General features: G+C 71.7%; 24 protein-coding genes. 17 read left to right on the top strand and 7 right to left on the bottom strand.

The features are described from left to right. The 8 genes from AQI95_RS35385 to AQI95_RS35350 all read left to right on the top strand — a co-directional run. Window positions 1–812 (top strand): amidohydrolase family protein (locus AQI95_RS35385; protein ID WP_159056635.1); only part of this gene is annotated, 812 nt, incomplete at its 5' end. An 81-nt stretch (window positions 813–893) separates the two neighbouring features. After that, a complete protein-coding gene (locus tag AQI95_RS35380) occupies window positions 894–1,907 on the top strand; it encodes an agmatine deiminase family protein (RefSeq protein WP_067133796.1) in 1,014 nt (337 codons plus the stop codon). Between the two features lie 101 nt (window positions 1,908–2,008). Further along, the gene (locus AQI95_RS35375) at window positions 2,009–3,667 is read left to right on the top strand and encodes an ABC transporter substrate-binding protein (protein ID WP_067133793.1); all 1,659 of its coding nucleotides are present in this window, start codon (window positions 2,009–2,011) and stop codon (window positions 3,665–3,667) included. Then, the gene (locus AQI95_RS35370; protein WP_079071748.1) at window positions 3,664–4,623 is read left to right on the top strand and encodes an ABC transporter permease; all 960 of its coding nucleotides are present in this window, start codon (window positions 3,664–3,666) and stop codon (window positions 4,621–4,623) included. Before AQI95_RS35375 ends, AQI95_RS35370 begins: the two co-directional genes overlap by 4 nt. Continuing rightward, a complete protein-coding gene (locus AQI95_RS35365) occupies window positions 4,620–5,480 on the top strand; it encodes an ABC transporter permease (protein WP_067133790.1) in 861 nt (286 codons plus the stop codon). The genes AQI95_RS35370 and AQI95_RS35365 overlap by 4 nt, the downstream gene beginning before the upstream one ends. Beyond that, the gene (locus AQI95_RS35360; protein WP_067133787.1) at window positions 5,477–6,457 is read left to right on the top strand and encodes an ABC transporter ATP-binding protein; all 981 of its coding nucleotides are present in this window, start codon (window positions 5,477–5,479) and stop codon (window positions 6,455–6,457) included. The genes AQI95_RS35365 and AQI95_RS35360 overlap by 4 nt, the downstream gene beginning before the upstream one ends. Continuing rightward, window positions 6,450–7,247, top strand: a complete 798-nt coding sequence (locus AQI95_RS35355) for an ABC transporter ATP-binding protein (protein ID WP_067133784.1) — start codon at window positions 6,450–6,452, stop codon at window positions 7,245–7,247. Before AQI95_RS35360 ends, AQI95_RS35355 begins: the two co-directional genes overlap by 8 nt. 95 nt (window positions 7,248–7,342) lie before the next feature. Next, window positions 7,343–8,485 (top strand): agmatine deiminase family protein, encoded by a 1,143-nt coding sequence (locus AQI95_RS35350; RefSeq protein ID WP_067133781.1) that lies wholly within the window; start codon window positions 7,343–7,345, stop codon window positions 8,483–8,485. A gap of 82 nt (window positions 8,486–8,567) precedes the next feature. Here AQI95_RS35350 and AQI95_RS35345 read toward each other — a convergent pair whose 3' ends face one another. Continuing rightward, complete coding sequence (locus AQI95_RS35345; protein WP_067133778.1) at window positions 8,568–9,830, bottom strand: DUF418 domain-containing protein; 1,263 nt, start codon at window positions 9,828–9,830, stop codon at window positions 8,568–8,570. A 189-nt stretch (window positions 9,831–10,019) separates the two neighbouring features. Between AQI95_RS35345 and AQI95_RS35340 the strand changes: the two genes are divergently transcribed. Beyond that, window positions 10,020–10,685 (top strand): response regulator, encoded by a 666-nt coding sequence (locus AQI95_RS35340; RefSeq protein ID WP_067134078.1) that lies wholly within the window; start codon window positions 10,020–10,022, stop codon window positions 10,683–10,685. Beyond that, the gene (locus tag AQI95_RS35335) at window positions 10,682–11,794 is read left to right on the top strand and encodes a sensor histidine kinase (RefSeq protein WP_067133775.1); all 1,113 of its coding nucleotides are present in this window, start codon (window positions 10,682–10,684) and stop codon (window positions 11,792–11,794) included. Before AQI95_RS35340 ends, AQI95_RS35335 begins: the two co-directional genes overlap by 4 nt. A 68-nt stretch (window positions 11,795–11,862) precedes the next feature. Here AQI95_RS35335 and AQI95_RS35330 read toward each other — a convergent pair whose 3' ends face one another. Next, window positions 11,863–12,990 carry an FAD-dependent oxidoreductase gene (locus tag AQI95_RS35330; RefSeq protein ID WP_067134076.1) on the bottom strand — a complete coding sequence of 376 codons (1,128 nt, stop codon included), beginning with the start codon at window positions 12,988–12,990 and terminating at the stop codon, window positions 11,863–11,865. Window positions 12,991–13,349: 359 nt separating this feature from the next. Further along, the gene (locus AQI95_RS35325) at window positions 13,350–14,513 is read right to left on the bottom strand and encodes a LacI family DNA-binding transcriptional regulator (protein WP_244188946.1); all 1,164 of its coding nucleotides are present in this window, start codon (window positions 14,511–14,513) and stop codon (window positions 13,350–13,352) included. Window positions 14,514–14,590: 77 nt separating this feature from the next. On the opposite strand from AQI95_RS35325, the gene AQI95_RS35320 reads away from it, so the two are divergent. Continuing rightward, window positions 14,591–14,935 carry a PLP-dependent transferase gene (locus AQI95_RS35320; RefSeq protein WP_067133772.1) on the top strand — a complete coding sequence of 115 codons (345 nt, stop codon included), beginning with the start codon at window positions 14,591–14,593 and terminating at the stop codon, window positions 14,933–14,935. Further along, window positions 14,932–16,230, top strand: coding sequence for an amidohydrolase family protein (locus tag AQI95_RS35315; RefSeq protein WP_067133770.1), 1,299 nt, complete (start codon window positions 14,932–14,934; stop codon window positions 16,228–16,230). The genes AQI95_RS35320 and AQI95_RS35315 overlap by 4 nt, the downstream gene beginning before the upstream one ends. Window positions 16,231–16,255: 25 nt before the next feature. Here the strand turns inward: AQI95_RS35315 and AQI95_RS35310 are convergent, their stop codons facing one another. Then, window positions 16,256–16,993 (bottom strand): SDR family oxidoreductase, encoded by a 738-nt coding sequence (locus AQI95_RS35310; protein WP_067133767.1) that lies wholly within the window; start codon window positions 16,991–16,993, stop codon window positions 16,256–16,258. A 115-nt stretch (window positions 16,994–17,108) separates the two neighbouring features. Here AQI95_RS35310 and AQI95_RS35305 point away from each other — a divergent pair, with 115 nt between their 5' ends. After that, a complete protein-coding gene (locus AQI95_RS35305) occupies window positions 17,109–17,909 on the top strand; it encodes a helix-turn-helix transcriptional regulator (RefSeq protein WP_067133764.1) in 801 nt (266 codons plus the stop codon). Window positions 17,910–17,992: 83 nt separating this feature from the next. On the opposite strand, the gene AQI95_RS35300 is transcribed toward AQI95_RS35305, so the two are convergent. Both AQI95_RS35300 and AQI95_RS35295 read right to left on the bottom strand, forming a co-directional pair. Further along, window positions 17,993–20,290: an FUSC family protein gene (locus tag AQI95_RS35300; protein ID WP_067133761.1), complete on the bottom strand. Its 2,298-nt coding sequence runs from the start codon at window positions 20,288–20,290 to the stop codon at window positions 17,993–17,995. Between the two features lie 253 nt (window positions 20,291–20,543). Beyond that, window positions 20,544–20,909 carry a hypothetical protein gene (locus AQI95_RS35295; protein WP_067133758.1) on the bottom strand — a complete coding sequence of 122 codons (366 nt, stop codon included), beginning with the start codon at window positions 20,907–20,909 and terminating at the stop codon, window positions 20,544–20,546. 366 nt (window positions 20,910–21,275) lie between these two features. Between AQI95_RS35295 and AQI95_RS35290 the strand changes: the two genes are divergently transcribed. Together AQI95_RS35290 and AQI95_RS35285 are read left to right on the top strand one after the other, a co-directional pair. Next, window positions 21,276–22,478: an alpha/beta hydrolase family protein gene (locus tag AQI95_RS35290; protein ID WP_067133755.1), complete on the top strand. Its 1,203-nt coding sequence runs from the start codon at window positions 21,276–21,278 to the stop codon at window positions 22,476–22,478. 211 nt (window positions 22,479–22,689) lie between these two features. Continuing rightward, complete coding sequence (locus AQI95_RS35285) at window positions 22,690–23,649, top strand: SDR family NAD(P)-dependent oxidoreductase (protein ID WP_067133750.1); 960 nt, start codon at window positions 22,690–22,692, stop codon at window positions 23,647–23,649. A gap of 69 nt (window positions 23,650–23,718) precedes the next feature. Here the strand turns inward: AQI95_RS35285 and AQI95_RS35280 are convergent, their stop codons facing one another. After that, on the bottom strand, window positions 23,719–24,522 hold the full coding sequence (locus tag AQI95_RS35280; RefSeq protein WP_067133747.1) for an SDR family oxidoreductase: 804 nt from the start codon (window positions 24,520–24,522) through the stop codon (window positions 23,719–23,721). A 128-nt stretch (window positions 24,523–24,650) separates the two neighbouring features. On the opposite strand from AQI95_RS35280, the gene AQI95_RS35275 reads away from it, so the two are divergent. Together AQI95_RS35275 and AQI95_RS35270 are read left to right on the top strand one after the other, a co-directional pair. Then, window positions 24,651–25,526 carry a helix-turn-helix transcriptional regulator gene (locus tag AQI95_RS35275; protein WP_067133744.1) on the top strand — a complete coding sequence of 292 codons (876 nt, stop codon included), beginning with the start codon at window positions 24,651–24,653 and terminating at the stop codon, window positions 25,524–25,526. Window positions 25,527–25,656: 130 nt separating this feature from the next. Then, the gene (locus AQI95_RS35270; RefSeq protein ID WP_067133741.1) at window positions 25,657–26,055 is read left to right on the top strand and encodes a Rossmann-fold NAD(P)-binding domain-containing protein; all 399 of its coding nucleotides are present in this window, start codon (window positions 25,657–25,659) and stop codon (window positions 26,053–26,055) included. Window positions 26,056–26,251: the final 196 nt, after the last annotated feature.

Genomic DNA, 26,251 nt, shown 5'->3' with positions numbered 1-26,251 from the left:
CCCTGCCCTTCGGCCGGGACGCGGTCGCCGAGCACTACGGCATGATCGTCTCCGTCCACGACCTCAAGCCCGACCTGCCCGGCGACGCGGCCATGGCCCGCGACCGGATCCGGGCGGGCACGATGGGCGCCGAGGACGTGCTGCACGACCTGGGCGCGATCGGCATCACCTCCTCCGACGCCCAGGGCATGGGCCGGGCCGGCGAGACCGTGCGCCGCACGTTCGCCATGGCCGGCAAGATGAAGGCCGAGCTGGGCCCGATGCAGGGCGACGGCGAGGGCGACGACAACGCGCGCGTCCTGCGCTACATGGCCAAGCTGACCATCAACCCGGCCATCGCCCACGGACTCTCCCACGAGGTCGGCTCCATCGAGACCGGCAAGCTGGCGGACATCGTGCTCTGGCGCCCGGAGTACTTCGGCGCCAAACCGCAGCTCGTCCTCAAGTCCGGCTTCCCGGCCTACGGCGTGGTCGGCGACCCCAACGCCGCCACCGACACCTGCGAACCCCTCGTCCTCGGACCGCTGTTCGGAGCGCACGGGGCCACTCCCGCCGATCTGTCGGTCGCCTTCGTCAGCGGTGCCGCCGCGCAGTCGGGTGCGGACGGACGGCCCTACGACAGCTTGACGACCCGGCGCCGCAGGGTCGCCGTGCGCGGGACCCGGGGGATCGGCCCCGCGGATCTGATCGCCAACAGCCGCCTCGGATCCGTAGAGGTCGACGCCCGCGACGGTCTGGTCACGCTGGACGGGGAGCCACTGCGTTCGGAACCGGCGCAGTCCGTGTCCCTGGGACGCCTGTACTTCCTCTGATTCCGTCCTTTTGCTGTCACAGATACTGACCACAATTTCAGTCAATATCTTCAGTCAGCGTTAGAGCAAGGGAGATTCATCATGTCTGTCGGCCGTATGCCCGCCGAGTGGTCCGAGCACGAAGGCTGCCTGATGGCCTGGCCCACGCGCGCGGACCTGTGGGGGCACGTCCTGGACACCGTGAAGCGCGAGTACGCGAACGTCGCGCGGGCCATCGCGCAGTTCGAGCCCGTCACCATGGTGGCGCCCCCGGGCTTCGCCGACGACGCCCGCGCGTGGTGCGGTGAGGGCCTCACCGTCGTCGAGTTGCCACTCGACGACTCGTGGTTCCGTGACAGCGCCCCGTTGTTCGTCCTCGACGACCGCGGTCGGCGCAGGGGCGTCGACTTCCGCTTCAACGCCTGGGGCGGCAAGCACTCCCCGTACGACGCCGACGACCGGATCAGCGCCCTGCTGCTCGACCGTCTCGGCATCGAGCGTGTCCCTTCCTCCATGACTCTCGAAGGCGGTGCGATCACCGTCGACGGCGAGGGCACGCTGATCACCACCGAGCAGTGCCTTCTGCACCCGAACCGCAATCCGGGCATGCGGCGCGACGGCATCGAAGCCGAACTGAAGGCGAAGCTCGGCGTCGAGAAGGTGATCTGGCTTCCCTACGGCGGGCTGCTGGACACGGAGACGGACGGGCACGTCGACGGGGTGTGCGCGTTCGCGGCCCCGGGGAAGGTGGTCGTCTCCCTTCCCGACGACCCCGCACACCCCGACTACGCCCGCATGCGCGCCAACCGCGCGGTGCTGGAGTCCACCCGGGACGCCCGTGGTCGCTCACTGGAGATCGTCGACCTTCCGCAGACCGCCTTCACCGACATCGCGGGCCACGAGGTCGAGGTGTCGTACCTGAACTACTACATAGCGAACGGCGGCGTCGTCGTACCGGTGGCCGGTGTGCCGCAGGACGAGGCGGCCCTGCGCGTGATCGCGGCAGCGCACCCCGAGCGCAAGGTCGTCGGCGTGGCCGCGCCCGCGATCGCCCACGGCGGCGGCGGTGTCCACTGCATCACCCAGCAGCTCCCAGCCCTGCGCCCTGCGCCATGAAGCCGTCCCCCGTCCCGCGCCCACCGTCCTCCATCCCCCGTCCGCCAAAGGGGGGTGCCCGCCCGAACGCACGCCGCACAGCGCCCGGAGAGAGCACGACGATGACCGCACCTCCCCCGCCCCGCACCGGCGGCCCCCGCCGCCGCACACGTCGCCGCCGCAGTGCCGCGACGGCTGCCCTGTCGTCCCTGGCTCTCCTCGCGGCCTGCGCCGGGCCGCCTCGCGATGCCGCCTCCGCGTCCTTCTCCCTCTCTGCGGCCACCCCGCGGCCCGCGGGCCGCATCGCCTCCTTCACCTGGGCCCTGTACGCCGAGCCGCCCACCCTCGACTACGTCGCGGCCTTCGACTACCCGCAGAACATGATCCTGTCCAACGTCTGTGAAAGCCTGATGCGCTGGAGTCCGCGGCTTGCGATCGAGCCGGGGCTGGCTCGAAAGGCGTCGAACCCGGATCCCAGAACATGGGTCTACGATCTGCGGCCGGGCGTGCGCTTCCACGACGGCGGGACCCTGACCGCCGATGACGTGGTCTTCAGCCTCGACCGCCAGCGCGATCCCAGGAACGCGGCCGCCTGGGCCCAGGTCTTCCAGAACGTCGCCCGCGTCGCCAAGACCGGCCCTCTCCAGGTCACGGTCAGACTGAAGCGCCCCGACTCGCAGTTCCCGCAGTACATGGCTACGGCCGCCGGGGTCGTGGCCTCCAAGGCCGGCATCGAGAAGGCGGGCCGGAACTACGGCACGTCCGGCGGCCTCGCGTGCACGGGTCCGTTCCGACTCGGCACCTGGCGCAAGGGGCAGTCGATCGAGCTCGACCGCTTCGCGGGCTACTGGGGCACCGCGGCGAAGTCGGGCAAGGTCGTCTTCCGCTTCCTGACCGACCCGTCCGCCCGTACCAACGCCCTGCTCAGCGGTGAGGTCGACGGCAGCTACCTCATCCCCACCGAGAGCTACTCCCGCCTCAGACGCAGCGGCAGGGGCACCCTGTACTTCGGTGAGGGGCTGAGCACGGTCAACGTCGACATCACGAACATGCACGGCCCGCTCGGCGACGTCCGGGTGCGGCGTGCCCTCTCGCTGGCGCTGGACCGTTCCGGTTTCGTGCGGGCGGGACTCGGCGGAGCGGGCGGCGTGACCACCTCCCTCACCACGCGCGCCGCGTGGGCGGCGGCCCCGGCCGGAACACGGCGGGCGGCCTTCACGGGTCTGCCGCCCGCGCACCGGGACATCGAGCGGGCCAAGGCGCTGATCAAGGCGGCAGGAGCCGTCGGCAAGACACTGACGGTGGCGACCAGCCCCATCGGCCAGGACGTCTCCCTGCTGGCGACGGCGGTGCAGGCGGCGGGTACGCAGATCGGCCTGAACATACGTCTGCGGTCCGTCGCGCCCAACGCGTTCACCGCGCTGTTCACCGATCCCGGCGCCCGCCAGGGCATCGACATGTTCCCCCTCACCTACTACGAGTCGATCACCGATCCACTGGATCTGCTGGTCAACTTCCGGACCGGTGCCTACCTCAACTTCGCCGGCTACAGCGACCGGCACTACGACCGGCTCGTGGACGAGGCCACCGGCGCCTACTCCCTCGCACGCCGTACGGAGATCGAAGGCGCGCTGCAGAGGCGCGCCGCCCAGCAGCTGCTGTGGATCCCGGTCGCCGAGTGGCCCACCAGCCTGTACCTGAACAAGAGGATCACCGGCGCGCCCACGACCATCGCCTACATGTACTACCCGTGGGCCGCCGACGTGGGGGCCGCGCGGTGAACGTCCTGAGATTCGTCGTACGGCGGCTGGCGGAGATGGCCCTCACCCTCCTCGCCGCGTCGTTCGTCGTCTTCGGTGCCCTGTATCTGGCGCCCGGCAGCCCGGCGAGCTTCCTCCTGTCGGGTCGATCGGCCTCTCCCGCGGCCATCGCCGCGATCAATGCGCAGTACCACCTCGACGATCCCTTCGCCGTGCGCTACCTGCGCTGGCTGGGCGACGTGCTGCGCGGCGACTTCGGACGGTCCATCACCTACCGCACCGATGTCTCCGCGCTGCTCACGGACCGTCTGCCCACCACGCTCCTGCTGGTCGCGATGACGCTGACCGTGGTCATGGTCATCGGTCTGCTCCTGGGCCGGCTCGCCGCCGTACGCGGCGGGGTCACCGACTCCGCCGTGCTCGTCGGCACCACCTTCGCGGTCGGGACGCCGTCGTTCGTCGCCGCCGTGCTGCTCCAGGGCCTGTTCGCGGTCAGGCTGGGCTGGTTCCCGAGCAGCGGTGACGGTGACGGCATCGCCGACATGCTGTGGCATCTCACCCTGCCGGCCGTCGCGCTGGCGCTGTATCTGGTCGGGATGCTCGCCCGGGTCACCCGCTCCGCCATGCTCGACGCACTGGCCGGGGAGCACGTGACGGTCGCCCGCAGCCGGGGCGTGCCCGAGCGGCAGGTGATCCGGCGGCACGTGCTGCGCAACGCGCTCGGCACCGTGCTCACCACCGCCGGGCTGATCGTCTCGACCTTGCTGGTCAGCACGATCCTCGTGGAGAGCGCGTTCAGCGTGGGCGGTGTCGGGCAGCTCCTCGAACTCGCCACCACGACCAAGGACTTCCCGACCGTGCAGGCCATCTCCCTGATCATCGTGGCGCTGTTCATGGCGGTGAACCTCGTCGTCGACCTGTTGCTGCCCCTGGTCGATCCGAGGATCGCCCTCACCTCCGGGAGGTCCTCGGCATGAGCACCGTACTCGTCCGCCGGCCGGGACTGGCCAGGCTGCGATCCACCGATCCCCGGTCACCGCTGCACGTGCTGTGTGTGGGCTTCGTCGGCGTACTGACGCTCGCCGCACTGCTCGCCCCGTGGCTTGCGCCGCACGATCCGAACGCCGTCGACCTCGGCAACGCTCTCGCGGGCACGTCGGCCCACCACCCGCTCGGGGCCGACGCCGCCGGACGCGACACCCTCTCGCGGCTGCTGGTCGGAGCCCGAACCTCGCTGCTCGGCCCGCTCGGTGTGGTCACCTTCTCCACGGTCACGGGCGTCGCCGTCGGCATGGCGGCAGCCTGGCGCGGCGGCTGGCTGGACTCCGTTCTCTCGCGCAGCGCCGAACTCGTCTTCGCCTTCCCGGGCCTGTTGCTGGCGATCCTCATCATCTCCGTGTACGGAGAGGGGCTCGTCGCCCCGGTCGTCGCCCTCGCCGTCGCCTATTTCCCCTACGTCAGCCGCCTGACCCGCTCCCTGGTGCTGGCCGAACGCGAACGCCCTTACGTCAGCGCCTACGTGGTCCAGGGCAACGGCGCTCTGCAGATCTGTCTGCGCCACGTCCTGCCCAACATCGCGCCCGTCGTCCTCGCCCAGGCCACCATCAGCTTCGGGTACGCCCTCATGGATCTCGCGGGCCTGTCCTTCCTCGGTCTCGGCGTACCGGCGCTCACCCCGGACTGGGGCCGCATGGTCTTCGACGGGCAGAGCGCCGTCCAGCAGGGCTACCCGCTCTCCGCGGTCCTGCCCTGCGTCCTCATCGTGCTCACCGTCGTCGCGTTCAACGTCGCAGGCGAGGGCTGGGCCGACCGGGTCGCCAGGAGAGACCGATGAACGTCCTCGACATCACCGACCTGCGGATCATCCTGCCCGGCAGCGCACGCCCCGTGGTCGACGGGGTCGGTCTCACCGTCGCCGCCGGGGAGACCGTCGCCCTCGTCGGCGAGTCCGGCTCCGGGAAGACGCTGACGTCGCGCAGTGTGCTCGGGCTGCTGCCGCCCGGCGCACGCGCCGAAGGCAGCATCCGGGTGGCCGGCGACGACGTCGTGACCATGGACTCCGCACGGCTGCGCGCGCTCCGCACCTCGACCGCCGCGATGATCTTCCAAGACCCGCGGGCGGCCATCAATCCCCTGCGGCGCATCGGTGACTTCCTCACCGAAGGCGTCGTATCGAACAAGACCCTGAAGCGGGCCACCGCGACCGCTCGGGCGAGCGAACTCCTGCGGGCCGTCGGCGTGGACGAGGGCGCCCTGCGCAGATACCCCGGCCAGGTGTCGGGCGGCATGCTCCAGCGGGTGATGATCGCGGCCGCACTCATGGGCGACCCCGCGCTGCTGCTCGCCGACGAGCCGACCACCGCCCTCGACGTCACCACCCAGGCCGAGGTCATCGCCCTGCTCACGCGGCTGCGGGAGCGCTTCGGCACGGGAATGCTCTTCGTCACCCACGACCTGGACCTGGCCGCGGCCATCAGTGACCGGGTCTACGTCATGTACGCCGGACGCATCGCCGAAACCGGCCCCGCGACCGAGCTGTTCGCTCGGCCCGGCCACCCCTACACGGCGGGCCTGCTCGCCTCGACCCCCCGGCTCGACGCGCCCGGCCGCCGCCTCACCGCCATAGACGGCCGGCCCCCGGACCTGCGCACGGCGTTGACGGGCTGCCCGTTCGCCCCTCGTTGCCCGTCCTCGACCGAGATCTGCGGCGAGCGAGCGCCCCTGCCGACAGCCGCCCCCGGCCGTCCTGACCACCGTTTCGCCTGCCACCACGGCCGGCGGCTCGCCGAAGGGAGCCCGGCCGATGCCTGAGCCCGTACTGGAGGCCGTCAACCTCACTCGCGCGTTCGGTGCCGTACGGGCCGTGGACGGGGTGTCCTTCACCCTGCCCAAGGGAGGCTCCCTCGGCATCGTGGGCGAATCGGGCTCCGGCAAGACCACCACGGCCCGCATCGTCGTCGGGCTGGAGCAGGCCGACGACGGCCAGATCCTGGTCGACGGGCGACCCAGGACCGCCCGCGTGCGTGGACGCGCGGCCCGGCTCGCCCGCGCCCGCGAGGTACAGATGGTCTTCCAGGACCCCTTCCTCTCGCTCGACCCGAGGCTCAGTGTCGAGGCGGTCCTGCGCGAGACCCTGCGCCTGCACTTCCCCGGGGCCGACCACGCACCTCGCATACGCCAACTCCTCGACCAGGTGGGACTGGGCACCCGTGCCGCCGACGCGCTGCCCCGCCGGCTCTCGGGCGGCCAGCGTCAGCGCGTGGCCATCGCGCGCGCCCTCGCCGTCGAGCCCGCGGTCCTCGTGCTGGACGAAGCGGTCGCCGCCCTCGACGTGTCGGTGCAGGCGCAGATCCTCAATCTGCTCGCCGACATTCGCGAGCAGACCTCCATCGGCTATCTGTTCATCACCCACGACCTCGCGGTGGTGGGATGCGTCACCGATGACGTGATCGTCATGCGGCGGGGAGCCGTCGTCGAGGCGGGAGCCACCGCCGAGGTGCTCAACGCGCCCCGCCACCCGTACACCCGCCTGCTCCTGGCCTCCGTGCCGCGGCCCGGCTGGAACCCCGGGCGCATCGCGGCAGAGCGCCGCGCTCTGTGACGCGTTGTCGGCACCTCATCCGGAGCACCCCTCTACTTCCCGCGGACCGTCCGCGGGACCGCACCACAGGAGGCACACACGTGAACAGAGGCATCATGGGCAAGCCTTCCGGAACGGCTTCGAGCAGGCGCGGATTCCTCGCCGCCGCCGGGCTCACCGCGGCAGGCGCCGCCCTCGCGCTGACGCAGGGAAGCGCCGGCGCCGCCCCGTCGCGCCGCACCGCGGCCACGGCGAGCCGCGTGCCCGCCGAGGACGTCCGCCACGCCCGCACCTGGATGGCGTGGCCGGACAGCACCTCCATCTGGGGCCGAGGCACACTCGGCGGGGTCCAGTCGGACATCGCCCTGATCGCCCGCACCATAGCCCGGTACGAACCGGTCGTGATGTGCGCCAACTCGGGGAGCGCGGCCACGGCGCGCTCCCTGTGCGGCTCGGCGGTCACCGTCATCACCTCCATCCCCGTGGACGACTGCTGGATGCGGGACACCGGCCCCGTCTTCCGGACGGACGGTGCGGGCGGCCTCGACGCGGTCGGCCTCAACTTCAACGGCTGGGGGAACAAGCAGACCCACGCCAAGGACGCGCGCGTCGCCGAACGCGTCGCCGACTACGCGGGCATGCCCTTCGCCTACGCCGACTTCACCGGCGAGGGCGGTGCCATCGAGCAGGACGGTTCCGGGACCCTGATGGCGACCCGCAGCAGTCTGCTCAACCGCAACCGCAACTCCGGCCTGTCGCAGCAGCAGCTCGAGGCCGCCATGTGCGACGCCTACGGCGCGAGCGAGGTCATCTGGTTCGACGGGGTGAAGGGGCAGGACATCACCGACGACCACGTCGACGCCACCTCGCGCTTCCTCGCCCCGGGCGGGGCACTGGTGCAGATGCCCCTCGCGTCGGACAACGACGCCTTCGCGAAGGACGCGCGCAAGCAGTACCAGGCGCTGACGCAGGCGACGACCGCCTCCGGTCGCCCGATGGGCGTGCAGACCCTCCAGGGACCGGACTACGGAAGGATCCGCTCCACCAACCCCGACTTCCTCGCCTCCTACGCCAACTTCTACGTGTGCAACGACGCGGTCGTCTGCGGCCAGTTCGGCGACACGCGGGCCGACGCGGCGGCCAAGGCGGCCCTGGCCGGCCTGTACCCCGGCCGAGTCGTCGAACAGCTCGACATCGACCGTCTGGGCACGGGCGGCGGCGGAATCCACTGCGTCACCCAACAGCAGCCGCTCCCCTGAGAAGCGGGCTGACCATCTGCGGTGAATGATCGCGCGGTGGCGCGCGGTGGCTGCCGACCAGCCCCCGCGCGCCTCATGCGTCCTATTTGATGTGCCGGGCGGGCCGGGTGGCGATGTGGACCAGGTGCTCGAACGGGCCGCGCCGGAAATGACGGGTCCACACGGTCGCCAGCAGCGTGGCGGCCGCCATGAAGCCGAAGAGCACCAGGAGCGCGCTCATGGTGTCGCTGTGGATCGCGGGCACGTACCAGAGGGCGACGAAGAACCAGAGCGCGACGATGTGCAGGACGTAGGCCGTCAGGGCCATCATGCCGACCGCGGCGACGGGTGCGGCCAGGCGTGTGAGCCGGGGCATCCGGTCGGCCACGGTCAGACAGCCGGCGAGCACCGCCAGGGCGACGCCCGTGTTGCCGAGGATGGAGAAGGTCGTCTGGCTGTGCGGTGCGGCCACCAGCAGCCAGGCGGCCGGGACCGCGCGCTGTGGGTCGCCGACGGTGTCCGACCACCACGCCGACGAAGCCGCACCACCGTCCGTGGCGGCGGCGACGGCGGACAGGGCGTGCGGCACCATGCGCAGCGCCACCCATGATCCGCCGTAGCCGAGCAGGGCGAGCGCCCCGCCTGCGGCCGCGAGCCGGGACCGGACACCCGGCCGACCGAGATCGAGCCGGGCCACGGCCATGCCCGCGACCAGGAACGGCATCCAGGTGAGGGCCGGATACTCTCCGGTGAACAGTAGTTCGACAATGCCGTCGGTGCCGCTGAGCCGGGCCAGCGGGTCCCAGGCAGTCACGGTGTCCGCCCAGGTACCGGCCTCGATCGACGCCCGAATCGCGTACAGCGCCTGCGGCAGGACCAGCGCGCCCGCGGCCGCGACGATTGCGAGCGTGCCCGCCCGCAATCGGTACAGCGGCAGGACGGCCAGGAAGAGCAGCCCGTAGAAGCTGAGGATGACGTCCACCTCGGTGCCCAGGGCCGTCAGGGCGTAGCCGAGCACCATGAGGACGAGCGCCCGGATCACCATCCTGCCCACGGCCTGACGGCCGGCGCGTCCGGTGCGAGGTTGCGGTCGGCCCGTGATGATGACCAACGAGAAGCCCGCGAGCAGCGCGAAGAGGGCGGAGGACCGGCCCCGCGCCGCCTCCAGCAGGAACCCCACCGGCCCGCCCACGGACACATCGGGGCCGACATGGACGGAGTACATGCCGAAGACCGCGAGTCCGCGGGCCAGGTCGATGCCGATGAGCCGCCCGGTCGACGGCGCGGCAGCGGGCTCGGAAAGGCGGGGCGTCTGAAGCTCACGCCGCGCCTGTGTCGGCACGGCCGAGGTCGTGTTCTTCGTCATGTCCTCAGGTTTTGCCGAACCCCCGAGCCGGATCACCCAGCACGTTTCCGAAACCGGCCCGCCGATCGGCCGAAGCCATCCCGGCCGACTGGCCAAAGTACGCCAACGGGTGGAATCGCCCACCGGCCGCCAGTGACGGCTTCCGCGGTGGTACGGATCGAGCGGGGGCATGCGACGAGTGGAGTGCACGTGATCCGGGTCCTTGTGGTCGACGACGAAGCCCTGGTCCGTACGGGCTTCACACACATCCTCAACGCGGCCGACGGCATCGAGGTTGTGGCGGCGGTCCCCGGCAGCCAGGCCATGCGGACGGTCCGCGAGTCACCCCCTGACATCGTGCTGCTGGACATCCGCATGCCGGACGTGGACGGCCTCACCGTCCTGGCCGAGCTGCGCCGCATGCCCGCCCCGCCGGTGGTGGCCATGCTCACGACGTTCGACACCGACGAATACGTGACGGCGGCCCTGCGCTCCGGCGCCGCCGGGTTTCTGCTCAAGGACACCGACCCGGAGCAGTTGCCCCACCTCGTGCGCGCCCTGGCCGAGGGCGGCACGGTGCTGTCGTCCAAGGTCACCCGCACGGTGGTGGACGGCTATCTCGACAAGGACCTGCACGAACCCGCCTTCCGTCTCACGGCCAGGCTGACCGAACGCGAGCGTGCCGTCCTCGTGCTCCTGGCCGAGGGACTCGCCAACACCGACATCGGCGAACGGATGCACCTGAGCACCGGCACCGTCAAAGGCCACGTCAGCGCCGTCCTCAACAAACTGCAGGTCAGCAGCCGGGTGCAGGCGGCTCTGATCGCCGAGCGCGCGGGCCTTCTGGCGCCGTCGCGCGACGAGGCCACCGGATGAGGCGCCGTGGGATGCCGGCTCCCCTGCTGGACACCGTGCTCGTCCTCGTCTCGCTGGCGGACGCGTGGGGGCATCTGGACGTCGAGACGCCGGCGGCCCTGGCATGGGCGGTGCTGGCCTCCCTCGCCCTCACGCTGCGTCGTCGCCTGCCGCTGGTCGGCTTCGTCCTCACGCTCCCCAGCACGCTGGTCTCCGACGCGGTGTTCGCCACGACGGTCGCGCTCTACACCCTCTCCTCGCTCAACCGGCACCGCGCCCTGCTCGCCGGCTGCGCCCTGACCTACGCGGTCATCGACTTTCTCCCGTGGCCCTGGTCATCCCTGGAGACCGCCGGATTCAATCAGACCAACAACCTCATGCACGTCACCTACACGCTGGCCACCGCGGCGGCTCCCGTCTTCCTGGGACAGCTCGTCCAGGCTCGGCGCGACCTGTCCCAGCGTCTCGCCGAGATCTCCGAGGCCCGCGAGCAGGAACGGATGATGACCGCACAGAGCGTCCTCGCGCGGGAGCGGGCGCAGCTCGCACGGGAGATGCACGACGTGGTCTCACACCAGGTCAGCCTCATCGCCGTACAGGCGGGAGCCCTCCAGGTGGGCAGTCAGGACGCCGAAACGAGAAAGGCGGCGGCCACGATCCGGCGTCTGAGTGTGCAGACCCTGGAGGAACTGCGGCACATGGTCAGCGTGCTGCGCGCCTCCGGCAGCCGCCCCACGGAACTCACCCCCCAGCCGTCCCTGGCCGACCTGCGGCGGCTGGTCGACAGCAGCGGCATCGAGGCAGAACTCCAGACCGAGCTGCCCGAGGACCTTCCTCCCACCGTCCAACGCGCCATCTACCGCACCGTGCAGGAGGCGCTGACCAACGTCCGCAAACACGCGCCCGGCGCCACGGCGACCGTACACATCCGCCACATGGACGGCACCATCCGCACCGCCGTCACGAACACGGCGCCCACCCTGCCCCCTCTCCCCCTGCCCGGCGCCCATCACGGCCTCGTCGGTCTCAGGCAACGCGCCGAACTCCTCGGCGGAACCATCAGATCCAGACGCACCCTCGACGGCGGCTACGAACTCCTCCTGGAACTGCCGGCCACGAAGTCGCCCTGACCGTGCCACGGCATGACGGGCCGATCACCGGCACGGGAGGAGTCGGGACGGGAGGAGTCGGGACGGGGTCAGCCGAGGAAGTCCGGGAAGGCCGGCTCGGTGGAGTCGGTGTCGGGCATCAGGGCCGAAAGAATGGCCGCGGCGGTGCCCGCCTGCTCGGCAGAGCGAGCCAGCATGACGTCCTCGTACGCGGCCACCGCGTCGTCCACGCCGGGCCGGTCGATGACGGCCTGGGCGAGTTCGGCGCCGTCGAGCATGGCGAGGTTGGCGCCGACGCCCACGGGGGGCATCAGATGGGCGGCGTCGCCGAGCAGCGTGACGCCCGGGACGCGCTGCCAGGTGTGCGGGACCGGGAGGACGAAGACGGGGTGGTTGACGAAGGCCCCGTCGTTCTGACGCATCAGGTCGAGCAGGCTCTCGTCGAAGCCCTCGTACATGCCCAGCAGACAGGCGCGCACGGCTTCGGTGTCGGCCGGATCGATGCCCGAATGCCAGTCGAGCGGCCCCCGGAAGGCGATGTAGGCGCGGATGTGGGAGCCCGCGTTGCGCTGGGCGATCAGGCTCAAGCGCCCGGCCTTGGCCCACATGGTGCCCTGGCCGACTCGTTCGGCGATGGCGGGGAAGCGGCGGTCGACGTCGTCGAAGTGGACTTCGACGAACGTGACACCGCTGTACGCGGGTTGGGCGTCCGAGAGTGCGGGGCGCACCCGCGACCAGGCGCCGTCCGCGCCGACGACCAGGTCGAACTCCTCGGCGGTGCCGCGGGTGAATTCCAGTCGGACGGTGCCGTCGGGCAGCGGAACGGTCTTTTCGACCGAGTGGTCCCAGCGCACGGTGCCCGGGGTGAGGGAGTCGAGCAGGAGGGTACGCAGCTGTCCTCGGTCGATTTCCGGGGCACCGGTGTCGCCGGGCTCGGGCTGATGGTGGCGCACCAGGGCGGCCGACCGGTCGATGAGCCGCATTTCCTGGCCCTCGGGCCGGGAGAGCGCAAGGAACTCGTCGAGGAGTCCGGCGGCGCGCAGACCCACCTGGCCGGTGTCCTCACGGATGTCGAGGGTGCCGCCCTGCGAACGGGAGTCGGGGGTGGCCTCGCGTTCGAGGACCGTGACGGGGATGCCGTGCCGCTGAAGGACGCGGGCGCAGACAAGGCCTCCGGGGCCGCTGCCGACGATCGCGATGCGGGGGGTGGCGGGCATGGTGAGGATCCGATCACAGAGAGGCTGTGCGGGGGGCTGCTGCTTGCCCTGCCGCTGGTTCATGGATGGTGAGGTTAGTGATCAGGTAGATGCCGGGGCCACTCGTTTTCCACTCACCGACGGCCACGACCATCCCCCTGGCCAGGAGGCCCTGTTGGGCGGTCCCTGGAGCAGATCTCCGAAAACGTGCCGGCTGATGTCACGCAGTGAGCTGCCCAGGGTCTCGTCGAGGGCGACCGCCTTGAGGACGGTCGCTTCCTGACCGGGGTACGGGGTGCACACCATCCCGTTACACGTGCAACAGGATGGTGGCGATGCCGTGGCGCCTCTTCGCCCCGTCGCCGTCCCGGGAGCGTGGGTCAGGACGACTGGCGGGGCACCAGGACGGCGTCCGTCGGCGGCACCTCGGGGGCGTCGGTTCCCCTCAGGAGAGCGTCGATGGTGTCCGCGACCAGAGCGGGTGACGGCAGGTCCAGACGTACGGTGGTGAGCGGCGGACGCTGCAGGGCGGAGGGCACGAGGTCGTCGGCGCCGACGACCGCCACCTGGTCGGGCACGGTGATGCCCTGGTCCTGCAAGGCGTGCAGCAGCAGGGTGGCGTACTCGTCGTTGTAGGCGAACACCGCGTCGAGGCCGAGGCCGGGCCACGACTGCGCCACCTCGGCGGCGGAGTCCCGGCTGTAGCTCATCGGTACGGCGGTGACGGTCGCCCTGCTCCGGGAGGCGACGCCCTGGGCACCCGCCAGGCGCGGCTGTGCGAAGGCGTCCAGACCGCGTTCGCTCGGCATGATCACGCCGATCCGCTCGCGTCCCCGCGCGACGAGGTGCTGCGCGGCCACCGCACCGACCTCGGTGTGGTCGAAGGAGAAGGTGTGGACCCCTGCCACGGAGTGTGAGGCGAAGGCGAGCAGGGCGGACACACCGGCCCGCCGGAGCACGTCGGCCGCCGTCGCGGTCAGCCGGTCGCCGTCCAGCGCCAGGACCGCGGCCGGGCGCAGCTCGGCCCAGGCACGGGCGCCGGCCGTGGCGTCGCCGTACCGGCCGGCGTGGAGCACCGCGATGTATCCGTGCCGCTCGAGTTCGCTGTGCAGGTCGTCGAGCCAGCTGCTGACCAGGCCGCCGATCGCGGACGCGGAGGCGGGGATCAGCACGAGATTGCTGCGGCCGGCCCGCAAGGACCGCGCCGCGGCGTGCGGGACGTAACCCAGTTGTCGGGCCGCGGCCAGCACCCGTGCCCGTGTCGCCTCGCTCACGCGGTGCGCCTGCGTGTTGTTGAGGACGAACGACACCGTGGCCCGCGACACCCCCGCCAGACGAGCCACGTCCGCGCTCGTGATCGACGCCGACGCGTTCGGCACCTGGGCCATGGCGTGCATCACCTTGTCTGCCTGCGGTTTCTTCCTCCCGCCCAGGTTACACGCGTTACAGAAGGCCGCGTCCGGGAGGTGGTGGCTGTGGACCACCTCCGGCAACTGGGTGACCGTGCGCTCGAAGGCGACCGCGTCCGCCCGCGTGTGCCGCATCAGCCGGACACCGGCGAACACCCGCAGGCCGCGGCCGACCGCGGCGGGATCGCGGAGGCCGCGGCGGGCCGGCGGAGTTGCTGGACCGGACCTGGGACACCGCCGTGCTCACCGGTGCCGTGCTCGGTACCTTCGATGCGTGGTTGCTGCTGCGCAGCCTGCGCACCCTGCCGTTGCGCATGCCCCGGCACGACGCCGACGGTCAGGCGCTCGCGGAGGCGCGGGCAGACCATCCGGCCGTGGCGAGGGTGCACTTCCCGGGGCTGGTGCCCCATCCCCAACACGCTTTGGCGGCCCGTCAGATGAGCAGATCGCCGTGCCAGGCGTTCCGCCGGGGCCTCGCTCTCCGCCCGAGACGTCGTGATCAACAACCCACCAGTGACGGACAATCGGATGCTTTCGTGAAGGAGTTCATCCCATGAAGACCCTGCTCACCGGCGGCACCGTGGTCAGCATGGACCCGGCTGTCGGCGATCTCGACCGTGGCGACGTGCTGATCGAGGACGGCGTGATCGTCGAGGTGGCCGAGCGGATCGACGTACCTGACGCCGAGGTGATCGACGCGACCGACCGCATCGTGCTGCCCGGCTTCGTCGACACCCATCGGCACACCTGGCAGACGGCGTTCCGAGGTGTCGGCGCGGACTGGACGTTCGCCGACTATCTGGCCGCGATCCACGGCACGTTGAGGCCCTGCTACCAGCCCGAGGACGTCTATCTGGGCAACCTGCTCGGCCGCTTGGAGGCCCTGCACTCGGGCGTGACCACGATGCTGGACTGGTTCCACTGTCCGCAGAGCCCCGAGCACGCCGACGCGGCCGTCGCGGCACTGCGGGACGCGCCGGGCCGGTCGATCTTCTGTTACGGCGCGGGATGGGGCACCGACGACCCGATCGACGCCGAGGTCCGCCGTGTCCGTCGCGAACTGCCCGGGGACGGCCTGGTCACCATGGCACTGGGGCTGCGCGGTGCGCGGGAAACCGGTAGGGACACCGTCGCCGACGAGCTGAAGCTGGCGACCGAACTCGGGCTGCGGACAAGCCTGCACGTCGCCTCCGACGGGACCCAGCGCCCGATCGCCGACCTGCACGGGCACGGCCTGCTGCGGGGGACCACGACATTCGTGCACGCCAACGGGGTCGGCGACGACGAGCTGCGGATGCTCGCGGACGCCGGCAGTTCGGTGTCGATCAGCCCGGACGTGGAGCTGAAGATGGGGTTCGGCCGGCCCATGACCGGCCGGATGCTCGCGGCCGGTCTGCGTCCGACGCTGTCCGTCGACGACGTCCCGGCGGCCGGCGGCGACATGTTCTCCACCATGCGCACCGCCTACGCGGTGCAGCGCGGACTGGACGGCGGTCTGCGCTCCCGGGACCTGCTGGAGTTCGCCACCGTCGACGGCGCCCAGGCGTGCGGGCTCGACGCCCGGACGGGCAGCATCACGCCCGGAAAGGACGCCGACGTGATCCTGTTGCGCGCCGACGACCTGACCGTCTTCCCGGTCACCGACCCGGCCGCCACGCTCGTCACCGCCGGCCACCCCGGCCTGGTCGACACGGTTCTCGTCGCAGGCCGCGTGGTCAAACGCGACGGCGCGCTGGTGGACGTGGACCTGCCGCGGCTGAGGACCCGGCTGCGGGAGTCGCGCGACCGGATCGCGGCGGCCGCCGGCATTCCGCTCGACGGCACCTGGCGTCCACGACCGGAATCCGCGTGACGGCATCGGGGAGGCGCAGGAACGGTCAGCTCTGTGCCGTGGGGCGGATCACGACCTCGTTCACGTCGACGTCGCCCGGCTGCTCGATCGCGAAGGCGATCGCCCGGGCCACGGCGTCGGGCGCGATCGCGGTCCGGTCCCGCAGCCGTGTGATCTCGTCCCTGACCCGCTGGTTGGTCGAGGCCTCGGCGAAGTCCGTCGCGATGAAACCGGGCGAAACGACGGTCACCCGCACCGAGTCACCGGCCTCCTGACGCAGGCCTTCGCAGACGGCGCGGACCGCCGCCTTCGTCCCGGCGTAGACCGCCATCGACGGCACGATGCGATAGGCGGCCGTGGAGGCGACGGTGACGAAGTGACCGCAACCCTGGGCCCGGAAGACCGGGAGCGCGGCGCCGATGCCGTACAGCACTCCCTTGAGGTTCACGTCCACCATCTCGTCCCACTCGTCGACGCGCAGATCGTCGAGCGGGGAGATGGCCCCGGACCCGGCGTTGCCGACCAGCACGTCCAGCCGGCCGAAGCGCTCCTGGGCGAGCCCGACCAGCGCGAGCAGGTCCCCTCGTCGGGTCACATCCGTGCGCTGCTGCACGGCGGTTCCCCCGGCCGCCTCGATCCGCGCCGCCAGGTCCGCGAGCCGCTCGGTGCGGCGTGCGCCGAGGACCAGGCGCGCACCCCTTGCGGCGAGCGCCCACGCGGTCGCCTCCCCGATCCCGCCGCTGGCTCCGGTGATCGCCACGACCTTGTTCTCGATTCCCGACACGATTCCTCAGATCTCCCCACCGACCGGGCCGGTTGCCCGGTCGGGAACCAGTCTGGGGAGGATTTAGCCTGGTATACAGAGCCAGTTCATTCTGGAACCAGGAGTGCCATTCACCGTGTCGAAGAATCCCGATCAACGCCGTGAGCTGGGCGCCTTCCTTCGCACCCGGAGAGAGCGGATCACTCCGGAGCAGGTCGGCCTGCCCGGCAGCCTCCGGCGCCGCACGCCGGGCCTGCGCCGCGAGGAACTGGCGCTGCTCGCCGGCATCAGCGCCACCTGGTACACGTACCTGGAACAGGGCCGGGACATCCGCGTCTCCGAACAGGTGCTGGACGCCCTCGCGAGGACCCTGCGGCTCGACCGGCACGAGCGCACACACCTGTTCCGACTCGCCGGCCGTGCCCCGGTCGCCGAGGTCGAGCGGCCCGCCGGACTCGGCGCCGCGGTCGCGGCCGTTCCGCTGATGCTCGAACCCCACCCGGCGTACATCATCGACGGCACCTATGACGTGCTCAGTCACAACAGGGCTGCCGCGGAACTGTTCCCCTGCCTGTCCGCCACCGGGAACCGGCCGGCGAACTTCGCCCGCTGGGTGTTCCTCGATCCGGCGGCGCGGGACGTCCTGGTGGACTGGGAGCTGGAAGCGCGCGGCCTGCTCGCCCGACTGCGCTCACTGGCCGGACGCCATGCGGACGACCCCCGCTACACCCGGCTGATCGAGGACCTGGCCGCGGGCAGCGTCGAGGCCGACACCTGGTGGCCGCGCCACGACGTCCAGGACCAGCACAACGGCCGCAAACGGCTGCGGCGCCCGGAAGGCGGCGTCACCACCTTCTCGTACACCGCCTTCCACCTGGCCGAACGACCGGAGCACACCCTGGTGGTCTACTCCGAGGAGGCGGAGGCTGCCACCTGAGCGGCAGCCGACGCGGGCCGGCAGGTGCGCCGCCTGGAGGAATGCGGCCTCCTCGACCGACCGGATCGTCTCCGCGCCGCGGGTCAGCGGAGGGCGCTCCCCCGCGCCGCGGCGGCGAGGCCGGGCTGGAGGCGGCGTGCGACGTCCACATGGTCGCCGGTCCAGATGATGCGTACGGCGGTGGCGGTGGCCTGGCCTCCGCCGTCGACCAGGTCGGTGCGCACGGATTCCACGAGCCGGGCCGCGGCCTCGGCTTGGAGCCGGACGGGGGCCGGGACGGGCGTGCCGCCGCCGAGGCTCGCCGCGAGACCGCGGTACCAGTCGGTGACCTGGGACGCGGCGCCGAGGATGGCGCGGTGGGCCTCGGTCTGATCGGCTGCCGTTCGCACCGGACCGGTGGCCCGCCACAGGGACATGACGGCGTCGGCGGCCAGGCGCAGGGCGGCCACCCCGGTGACCAGCGTGGTCATGTCCGCCAGCGAGACGGGTTTGGCGCCGCGCTCGGCCAGATAGGTCCGGTAGGCGTCGTCGAGGCGGCGGGCCGAGGCGGCTGCCTCGCGGTTCTGCCGCACGGGTTCGGCGGTGCGGGGCGCGGCGGTGCAGCAGCCGACGGCGTAGCCCACGGCACCGGAGAGGTAGCCGGCGCTGGCGTCGTACGCCTCGGCAAGTGCCTTGTGGACGGCGGCCGAGGCGCCGCGGGGCCAGAAGAACAGCGCGACGAGGCTGCTGACCGCGCAGCCGAGGGCGATGTCCTGCACCCGGAACAGGACGATGTGCCAGTCGGGACTGTGTCCGATGTTGAACAGCACGACGAGGGTCACGGTGAAGGCGGCCTGCCCCGTGGCGAAGGAGACGGCGGCGGGGGCGATGCCGGCCACCAGGACGGCGAGCGGGAGCAGGAACCACAGCGCGGTTCCGTGATGGCCGATCAGCTGCAGCAGTCCGGCGCCCACGACGGAGCCGACCACGGTGCCGAGCACGGCACGCAGGGCGTTCTGGCCCGTGTTCAGCGCATTGGAGCGCAGCACGGACAGGGTGCCGAGCAGCACCCAGAAGGAGTGCTGCACCCCGGTCAGGTCGGCCAGCAGCACCGCGATGGCGAGTCCGACGGCGCCGCGCAGGCTGTTGTGCAGCCACACCGAGCGGAGTCCGAGATGCGCGGCGGCCCGTTCGCGGGCCGAGGCCAGTGGTTCGGTGAGTGTGCCGGGGTCACGGCCGAGGAGTCGGTCGGCCCACCGGCGCTGCCATGCGGTGGCGGCCAGTTCGACGTTGCCGGCGATCTGCAGGACGGCGAACCCGAGTTCCTGGGCACGGAAGGAGAGGTCGAGCGTGGCGATGAACCCGAAGGTCTCCGCCGTGCTGTCGCCGACCTGGTGGTCGGCGGGCAGGCGGACCGTGGAACTCCTCTCCATCGCCGTCATGGTCGTCCGCAGTTCCGCCATGGCGGCACGCAGCGGACCGGTGTCCCGGCGCGGGTCCGTGAGCAGGTCGGCGGCGTCCTCGAGGACGTCGGCGGCGGCGAGTCGCGCCGTGCGCGCGGCCGGGTCGCAGGCCGGGGGGTCGTCGGTGTAGGCGGGCCGGTCGGCCAGGATCGTGCTCAGCCAGGTCAGCTCGTCGACCAGGCGGACCAGGGCGCGGGACGACAGGGACAGCCCCGTGGGGCGGTAGGGGGTGGTGTCGAAGGCGTGCCGCAGCTCCGCGCTCGCGGCAGCGGTGCGCTCGGCCGCGGCCCGGCGCTGCCCGGGCTCGGCCGCCGGGCCCAGTCCGCCCAGGCCGGAGGCGTCCGTACGCAGGTAGCCGGCGGCGGCCCGGCACACCTGGGCCGCGGGCTCGCTGAGCGGATCGGCGACGGGACGCGGCCACAACAGGCATACGGCGGGCAAGGCGACCGCCGCCGCGAGTCCGGCGCCCGCGAGCCGGTCGGGCAACTGCGACAGCGGCACCGGTGTCGTGACCGGAAGGACGAAGGCCAGCAGGAGCGCGGTCGCACTGCCCGCCAGGACCGAGCTGACGACGCCGGAGAACAGGATCACGAAGGCGACCAGGAGCATCGTGACGACGGCGAGCCAGGTCACGCCCGCGACCAGTGTCCCCAGACAGATCAGCACCGCCCAGGCCACCGCGAGCCCCGCCTGTGCCCGGAGCCGCTGCGCCACGGGGCCGCTGAAATCGACCAGGAGCAGCATCGAGAAGGACCCGAACGCGGCGAAGGTCGCCATCGTCGGCGAATGGAGCACCTGACCGCACAGCGCGAACAGGGCGGGCATCACCAGCGCGGTCCGCCCGGCCCTCCTCGTCGCCGCCAGATCCGGATCGCGGTCGCGCAACCACGCCGCCCAGCGTGCCGCGGGCTGCACCCGGCCTGGATTCCGCACGGACATGCACGCCTCCCGCCGACGCGGTCACGTTCGCGGTCACGTTCGCGTTCGCACCACGACACGGCCGCCACACGCCCCATATGCGGACACATGGCGGGCCTCCGCAACCCCGAGCCGGAGCCTGCGGCCGGAAGAGGGCAGGTTCCCGAATCTTGTCGGAGCCTCATTCCAGGAGCGACTGCGCGCCGAGCACGGCCTGTCGTCACTCCACCCGAGGTGTTCGACCAGCCGGACGAGGGCGGCGTCCTCGTCCTGGTCAGGCGCGGTCCGTCAGTTCCTCCGCGAACACCTGGGACAGGGGCTGGGGTCCCACGTACTGCTGGCAGTTGCACTCGCCGGCCTCGTAGCGCAGCGGCTTCCGGTTCTCGTCCCAGGCCGTTGGGACTTCGACGCGTTCGTGGCAGCGGCCCTGCTTGTCGTGCTTGGCGAGATGATGCGTGCATCCGCACACGGGCTCCGGCGGCCTCTGCGCCGCTTCGACGGCCAAGCGTTCCTGCTTCGCCACTTCCAGCAACTGCACCTTGCGGTCATGTCGATTGCGCAGTGCGGTGCGGACGTTGTCGGCCGCCCACCCGAAACCGCCCATCCAGAACACGACAAGAACCCACCAGTACCAAGCCACCAGCCTGTTCCTTCCCCCTGCGTCCCTGCGGGCCAGCATAGACGGTCCCTCCGAAACGCCCGCGCCTTTCCAAGCGGGCAGACACGCCTCCGCGCGCCCACGACACGACACTTCCCACCCGCCTCTCGGGTCGGCGGCGCCGACGGCCTGGCCTGGCCCCCTCAGGCGCGCTGCCGCGGTGTCGGACTTGGTGCGGCTCCCCCGATTGAAAAACGGACCCGGGGTCCGTATCGTCGAACTGGACCAAGGGTCCGGATTTCACGGATGGAGGCCACCCATGCCCGCAGGCCGAATCGCCCGCCCCGCGCAGCCCGTCGCGGCCCGGCCCGCACGCGCCTTGCGCGCCCTCCCGGAGAGGGAGGATCGATGAGGCAGCTGATGTTCCAGGACGATCAGCAGTTCTGGTTCGAGACCCTGCGCAATCTCGGCTTGGCCGTCTACGGCGGCTCGGACGTCGGCGAAGTCGTCGCAACCGCCTCCCGCGTCACCTCCGGCGACTACGACAGCTGGCACGACGCCTGGCTGTCCACCGCCGAGCGGCTGGAGGCCGAGGCCCGCGCGAGCCACCCCGTCAGCGCGCGCGACGGACTCCTGCGCGCCTCCACCTACTACCGGGCGGCCGAGTTCTTCCTGCACGGCGACCCCGGCGACCCGCGCATCGACCACGCCTACGAACGCGGAGTCGCCTGCTTCCGCAACGCCGTCGTCCAGCTGCCCGGCATCACCCCCGTGGAGATCCCGTACGAAGGCACCGTGCTGCACGGCTACTTCTACCAGGCGGCGGGCGCGGGCCCGAAGCCGACGCTGGTGATGCACAGCGGATTCGACGGCGCCGCCGAGGAACTGCACTTCTTCGGCGCCACCGGCGGACAGGAGCGCGGCTACCACGTGCTGACCTTCGACGGCCCCGGGCAACCCGCCGCCATCCACCGGGACGGGCTCACCTTCCGGCCGGACTGGGAGAACGTGGTGGGTCCCGTCCTGGACTTCCTCACCGGGCTGCCGGGCGTCGACCCGGCTCGCATCGCACTCCTCGGCGTCAGCCTCGGCGGCTACCTGGCGCCCCGCGCCGCGGCCTACGAGTCGCGCCTCGCGGCCGTCGTCGCCCTCGACGGCGTCTTCGACGCCGTCTCCGCCCTGACCGCACATCTCCCGATACCTCATGACGAGGTGGTCCGGCGCGCGGCGGCCGAGCACGACGAGGAACTGGACCGGATGATCGCCAAGGCCCGCGAGCAGAGCCCGACCCTGCGCTGGGCCTGCGACCACGGCCGCTACGTCACGGGAGCCTCGACCGACAGACGGTTCCTGGCCGAGTACGCCCGCTACAACCTCCACGACGGCAGCGCGGAGAAGATCAGCTGCCCCGTGCTCGTGTGCGAGGCGACCGCCGACCTGTTCTACTCCGCCACCGAGGAGTCCGATCCTCGCAGGCTGTACCGGCACGTCAGGGCGCCGAAGAAGCTCGTGAGCTTCACCGAGGAGGAAGGCGGCGACGCCCACTGCCACCCCGGCGCGGTCCGTCTGGCGGTGGCCCGCGTCTTCGACTGGCTCGACGACACCCTCTGACACACGGTTTCACCTGCGCTGTTCTGCTCGGTCACGGCGACCGGCGGGTGTCGCGGGCAGCGCCGCGTGTCGGCGGGATGTCGGCCGCCGGGCGCGGCTGTCGGTGATCCATAGGCGATGTGTCGCCGGCCGCGTGGACCGTGGGTGGCACGCCGCGCCGCCGGGCGCGGCGCGCCCGTCCCGTCCCTCCGGATCAAGGGAGCCTGCCGTCATGTCGTCCTCGTCCTCCACTCCACCGTGGGATGTTCGCCGGCCGCCGCGCGCCGACGGCCGCGTCTTCCTCGTCACCGGCGGCAACGCGGGCATCGGGTACTTCATCGCGGAGCAGCTCTGCGCGAGTGGCGCCACCGTCGTGCTGGGCAGTCGCGACCCGGCGAAGGCCGAGGCCGCCATGGTCTGCCTCCGCTCGCAGGTGCCCGGCGCGCGGGTTCGCGCGGTGCGGCTGGACCTCGCCGACCTGTCGTCGCTCGGCACCACGGCGGAGTCACTGGCGGTGCCCCGCCTCGATGCGGTGGTGCACAACGCCGGCGTCGCGCTCGACGACCCGCCGCGCCGCGAGACCCGGGACGGTCATGAACTCATGTTCGGCACCCATCACCTCGGGCACTTCGCCCTGACGGGCCATCTGATGCCGCTGCTGTCGGCCGCACCGGCGGCACGCGTCGTGACCGTGGGCAGTTTCGCGGCGAAGTCGGAACGGCTGGACCTGGACGACCTCCAGTCCCTGCGGGACTACCGGCCCAAGCGCACCTACGGCCGGTCCAAGCTGGCGCAGATGTACTTCGGGCTCGAACTCGACCGCCGCCTGCGCTCCGTCCACAGCCCCGTCACCAGCGTCGTGGTGCATCCCGGCGGGGCCCTGGACTCCCTCACCCCGTCACGGCCGCCGGTCCATGTGCGCACCGCCGGCGAGCGGCTGCGCGCCGCACCCGCCGCTCTTCTCGTCCAGGGCAAGCACGCCGGCGCATGGCCCGCGGTCCGAGCGGTGCTCGACCCGGCCGTGAGCGGAGGGCAGTTGTGGGGACCGCAGCTTTTCGGCCTGCGCGGGGTGCCTCGGCAGGAAGCAGTATGGAGTCAGCTCGCCGACACCTCTGTGGCGGCGCGGGTGTGGGAGGCCGGCCGCGACCTGACCGGCGTCGACCTCGACACCACCGTGCCAGGACACAGGTGAGTCCGCCGGTGGCTTCCTCGGTCGGCTTCTGCGGTCATGAGGGTCGGCCGGGCTGCCCTCGCTGCCGGGCTACCCTTGCTGTACGGGGACGACGACCAGCTCGGCCACGTTGACGTGGGCGGGCGCGGACACCGAGAAGGCGATGGCCTCGGCGATGTCCTCGGCCGTCAGCGGGTGCAGGCCGGTCCGCATGCGTTCCAGCGTCGTCCGCATGTCGGCGTTGTGCATGTCCGACCCCAACTCCGTTTCGGTGACGCCGGGTTCGATGTTCCGCACACGCACGCCGCGTGGTCCCAGCTCGGCGCGGAGATTGCGGGTCAGATGGGCCACCGCGGACTTGGTGGCGCAGTAGACGGACCAGTTGGGGTAGAGGGAGTGGCCGGCCACGGACCCGACGTGCACGAGGTCCGCGGGACGGCCCTGGGCCGCGGCGGCGAGGAGGTCGTCGGTGAAGGCACGTGCCGTGCGCAGCAGTCCGCGCAGGTTGACGTCGATCATGCGGTCCCATTCGTCGGTCCGAGCGGTCTCGAAGGGGGCGCCGAGCATCGCTCCGGCATTGGCCACGACGAGGTCGACGGGCCCCAGGGCCGAAGTGATGGCGCGGGCGGCGGTGTCGGCGGCATCGGGGTGCGCCAGGTCGGCGGCCACCGGCAGAACGTCCCCGGGGGACGTGTGGCGAAGCTGGTCGGCCAGCGCTGTCAGCCGGTCTTCGCGACGGCCCACAAGGGCGACGGCGGCACCGCCCGCGGCCAGTCGGCGGGCGGTGGCGGCGCCGATGCCGCTGGAGGCTCCGGTGACCACCGCCACCCGGCCGGTGAGGTCGCGGACGTGGCGGCCGCCATCGGTGCCCGTGACGTGCGAGAAGGAATTCATGCCGTGATCGTGGCGGCAGGCGCTCGGTGGTCACCAGGCAGCGCTTCTCCGTGGAGGGCGGTTCATAGGAGTTCTACGGCCACCTTGCGGGCTGCCGTGTGCCTGTGACGCGTGCCAGGGTTGCGGGCATGGACAGCGTGAACCCGCTCGGGGACCTCCTGCGCGCCCGCCGCGCCCTCGTCAGGCCCGAGGACTCAGGCCTGACGACCACCGGCCGACGCCGGGTGGCGGGCCTGCGCCGGGAAGAGGTCGCGATGCTGGCCGGGGTCAGCACCGACTACTACGTACGCTTGGAACAGGGCCGTGAACGGCATCCGTCCGCGCAGGTGGTCGACGCCCTCGGCCGGGCGCTGAAGCTGGACGGGGACGCGGTGGAGCATCTGCACCGGCTCGCGCGCCCGGCTCCGGCCCGCGATCGCTCCCGGCGGGGATCGGAGCAGGTCGGTCCCGTTCTGCTGCGGATGATGGAGAGCTGGCACCACACTCCGGCCGTGATCTTGGGACGCTGTCTGACCGTGCTGGCTCACAACGTTCTGGGGCGGGCGCTGTTCGCCGGCCACACCTACAGCGACGATCTGGTGCGCCTTGTCTTCCTGGACCCTGATGCGCGTGTGTTCTACCCGGACTGGGAACAAGTGGCGGTCAACACGGTGGCTGGACTGCGCGCGTCGGCGGGCATCGACCATGCCGACCCCCATGTGGTCCGCACGGTCGGCGAACTGTCCTTGAACAGCGCGGAGTTCAGCCGGCTGTGGGCCCGTCACGACATCCGCCGGAAGACCCGTGAGACCAAACGCTTCCGGCATCCGCTGGTCGGGGAACTGACCCTGGACTACGAGTCGCTGGCGGTCAACGGCGCCCCCGGCCAGCAGCTGGTCGTCTACCAGGCCGCCCCCGACAGCCCTTCGCAGCAAGCCCTCGGCCTGCTCGGAAGCCTGACCGCCGACGCACCGCCCGCCCCGGATCCGGCGCGGTCCGAGAAGGCATCGCCCGCCGATCAGTGAGCGCCGGGCAGGCGGGCCGAGCGGCAGGTGTGCCGCCCCAGGCCCCTCCGCCCATGTCCACACAGGTCCGCCCAGGTCCACCCCTTTTCGGCCCGATCCCATGCGAACCCCTCCGCCTGGAGTCCTCTTCATGGGCCTCACCCCGTCTCCGGTCCGGTTCATCACCGGCTGCTCCACCGGCCTGGGCCGCGCGCCGGCGACCGCCGTCCTCGAACACGGCCACCGGGCGGTCGTCACCGCCCGTGATCCGCGAACGATCACCGATGTCGCCGCCGTCGAGGAGGGCGAGGACATCGTCGAGCCGGCCGCGTTCCGAACCAACTGGTCCGGCCCGTCCATGCGGCAGTCCGCGATCCACCTGGACGACTACGCCACGACCGCGGGCGCGCGGCGTGCCGGCACGCCGGCCACCTACGGCCACCAGCCGGGTGCCCCCGTCCGCGCGGCCGCGGCGATCATCCGCACCGTCGAGGCCGAGGAGAGCCTCCCCTGCGCCTGCTGCTGGGCAAGCTCGCCCTCGATGTCGTAGAGGCCCGTCCCGACCCCTTCAGGGCCGCCGTCGACGCCTGGCGGCACCTCACCCTCAGCGCCGACCATCCGGCGTGACCGACGGTCCCCCGCCGCGTCACGGTGCGAGCCGCGTGGGCACCCCGTCTGGTCACAGCGAACCCATGACCAGGGTTGACACGGGAAAAATCCGGTTCATTAGTATGCAAATCGATCAC

Origin of the sequence: Streptomyces yokosukanensis, assembly GCF_001514035.1 — a bacterium.
GTDB classification, from domain to species: Bacteria; Actinomycetota; Actinomycetes; order Streptomycetales; family Streptomycetaceae; genus Streptomyces; species Streptomyces yokosukanensis.
The sequence above is the reverse complement of the archived record's forward strand: the minus strand, read 5'-3'. Positions and strand labels throughout refer to the sequence as shown.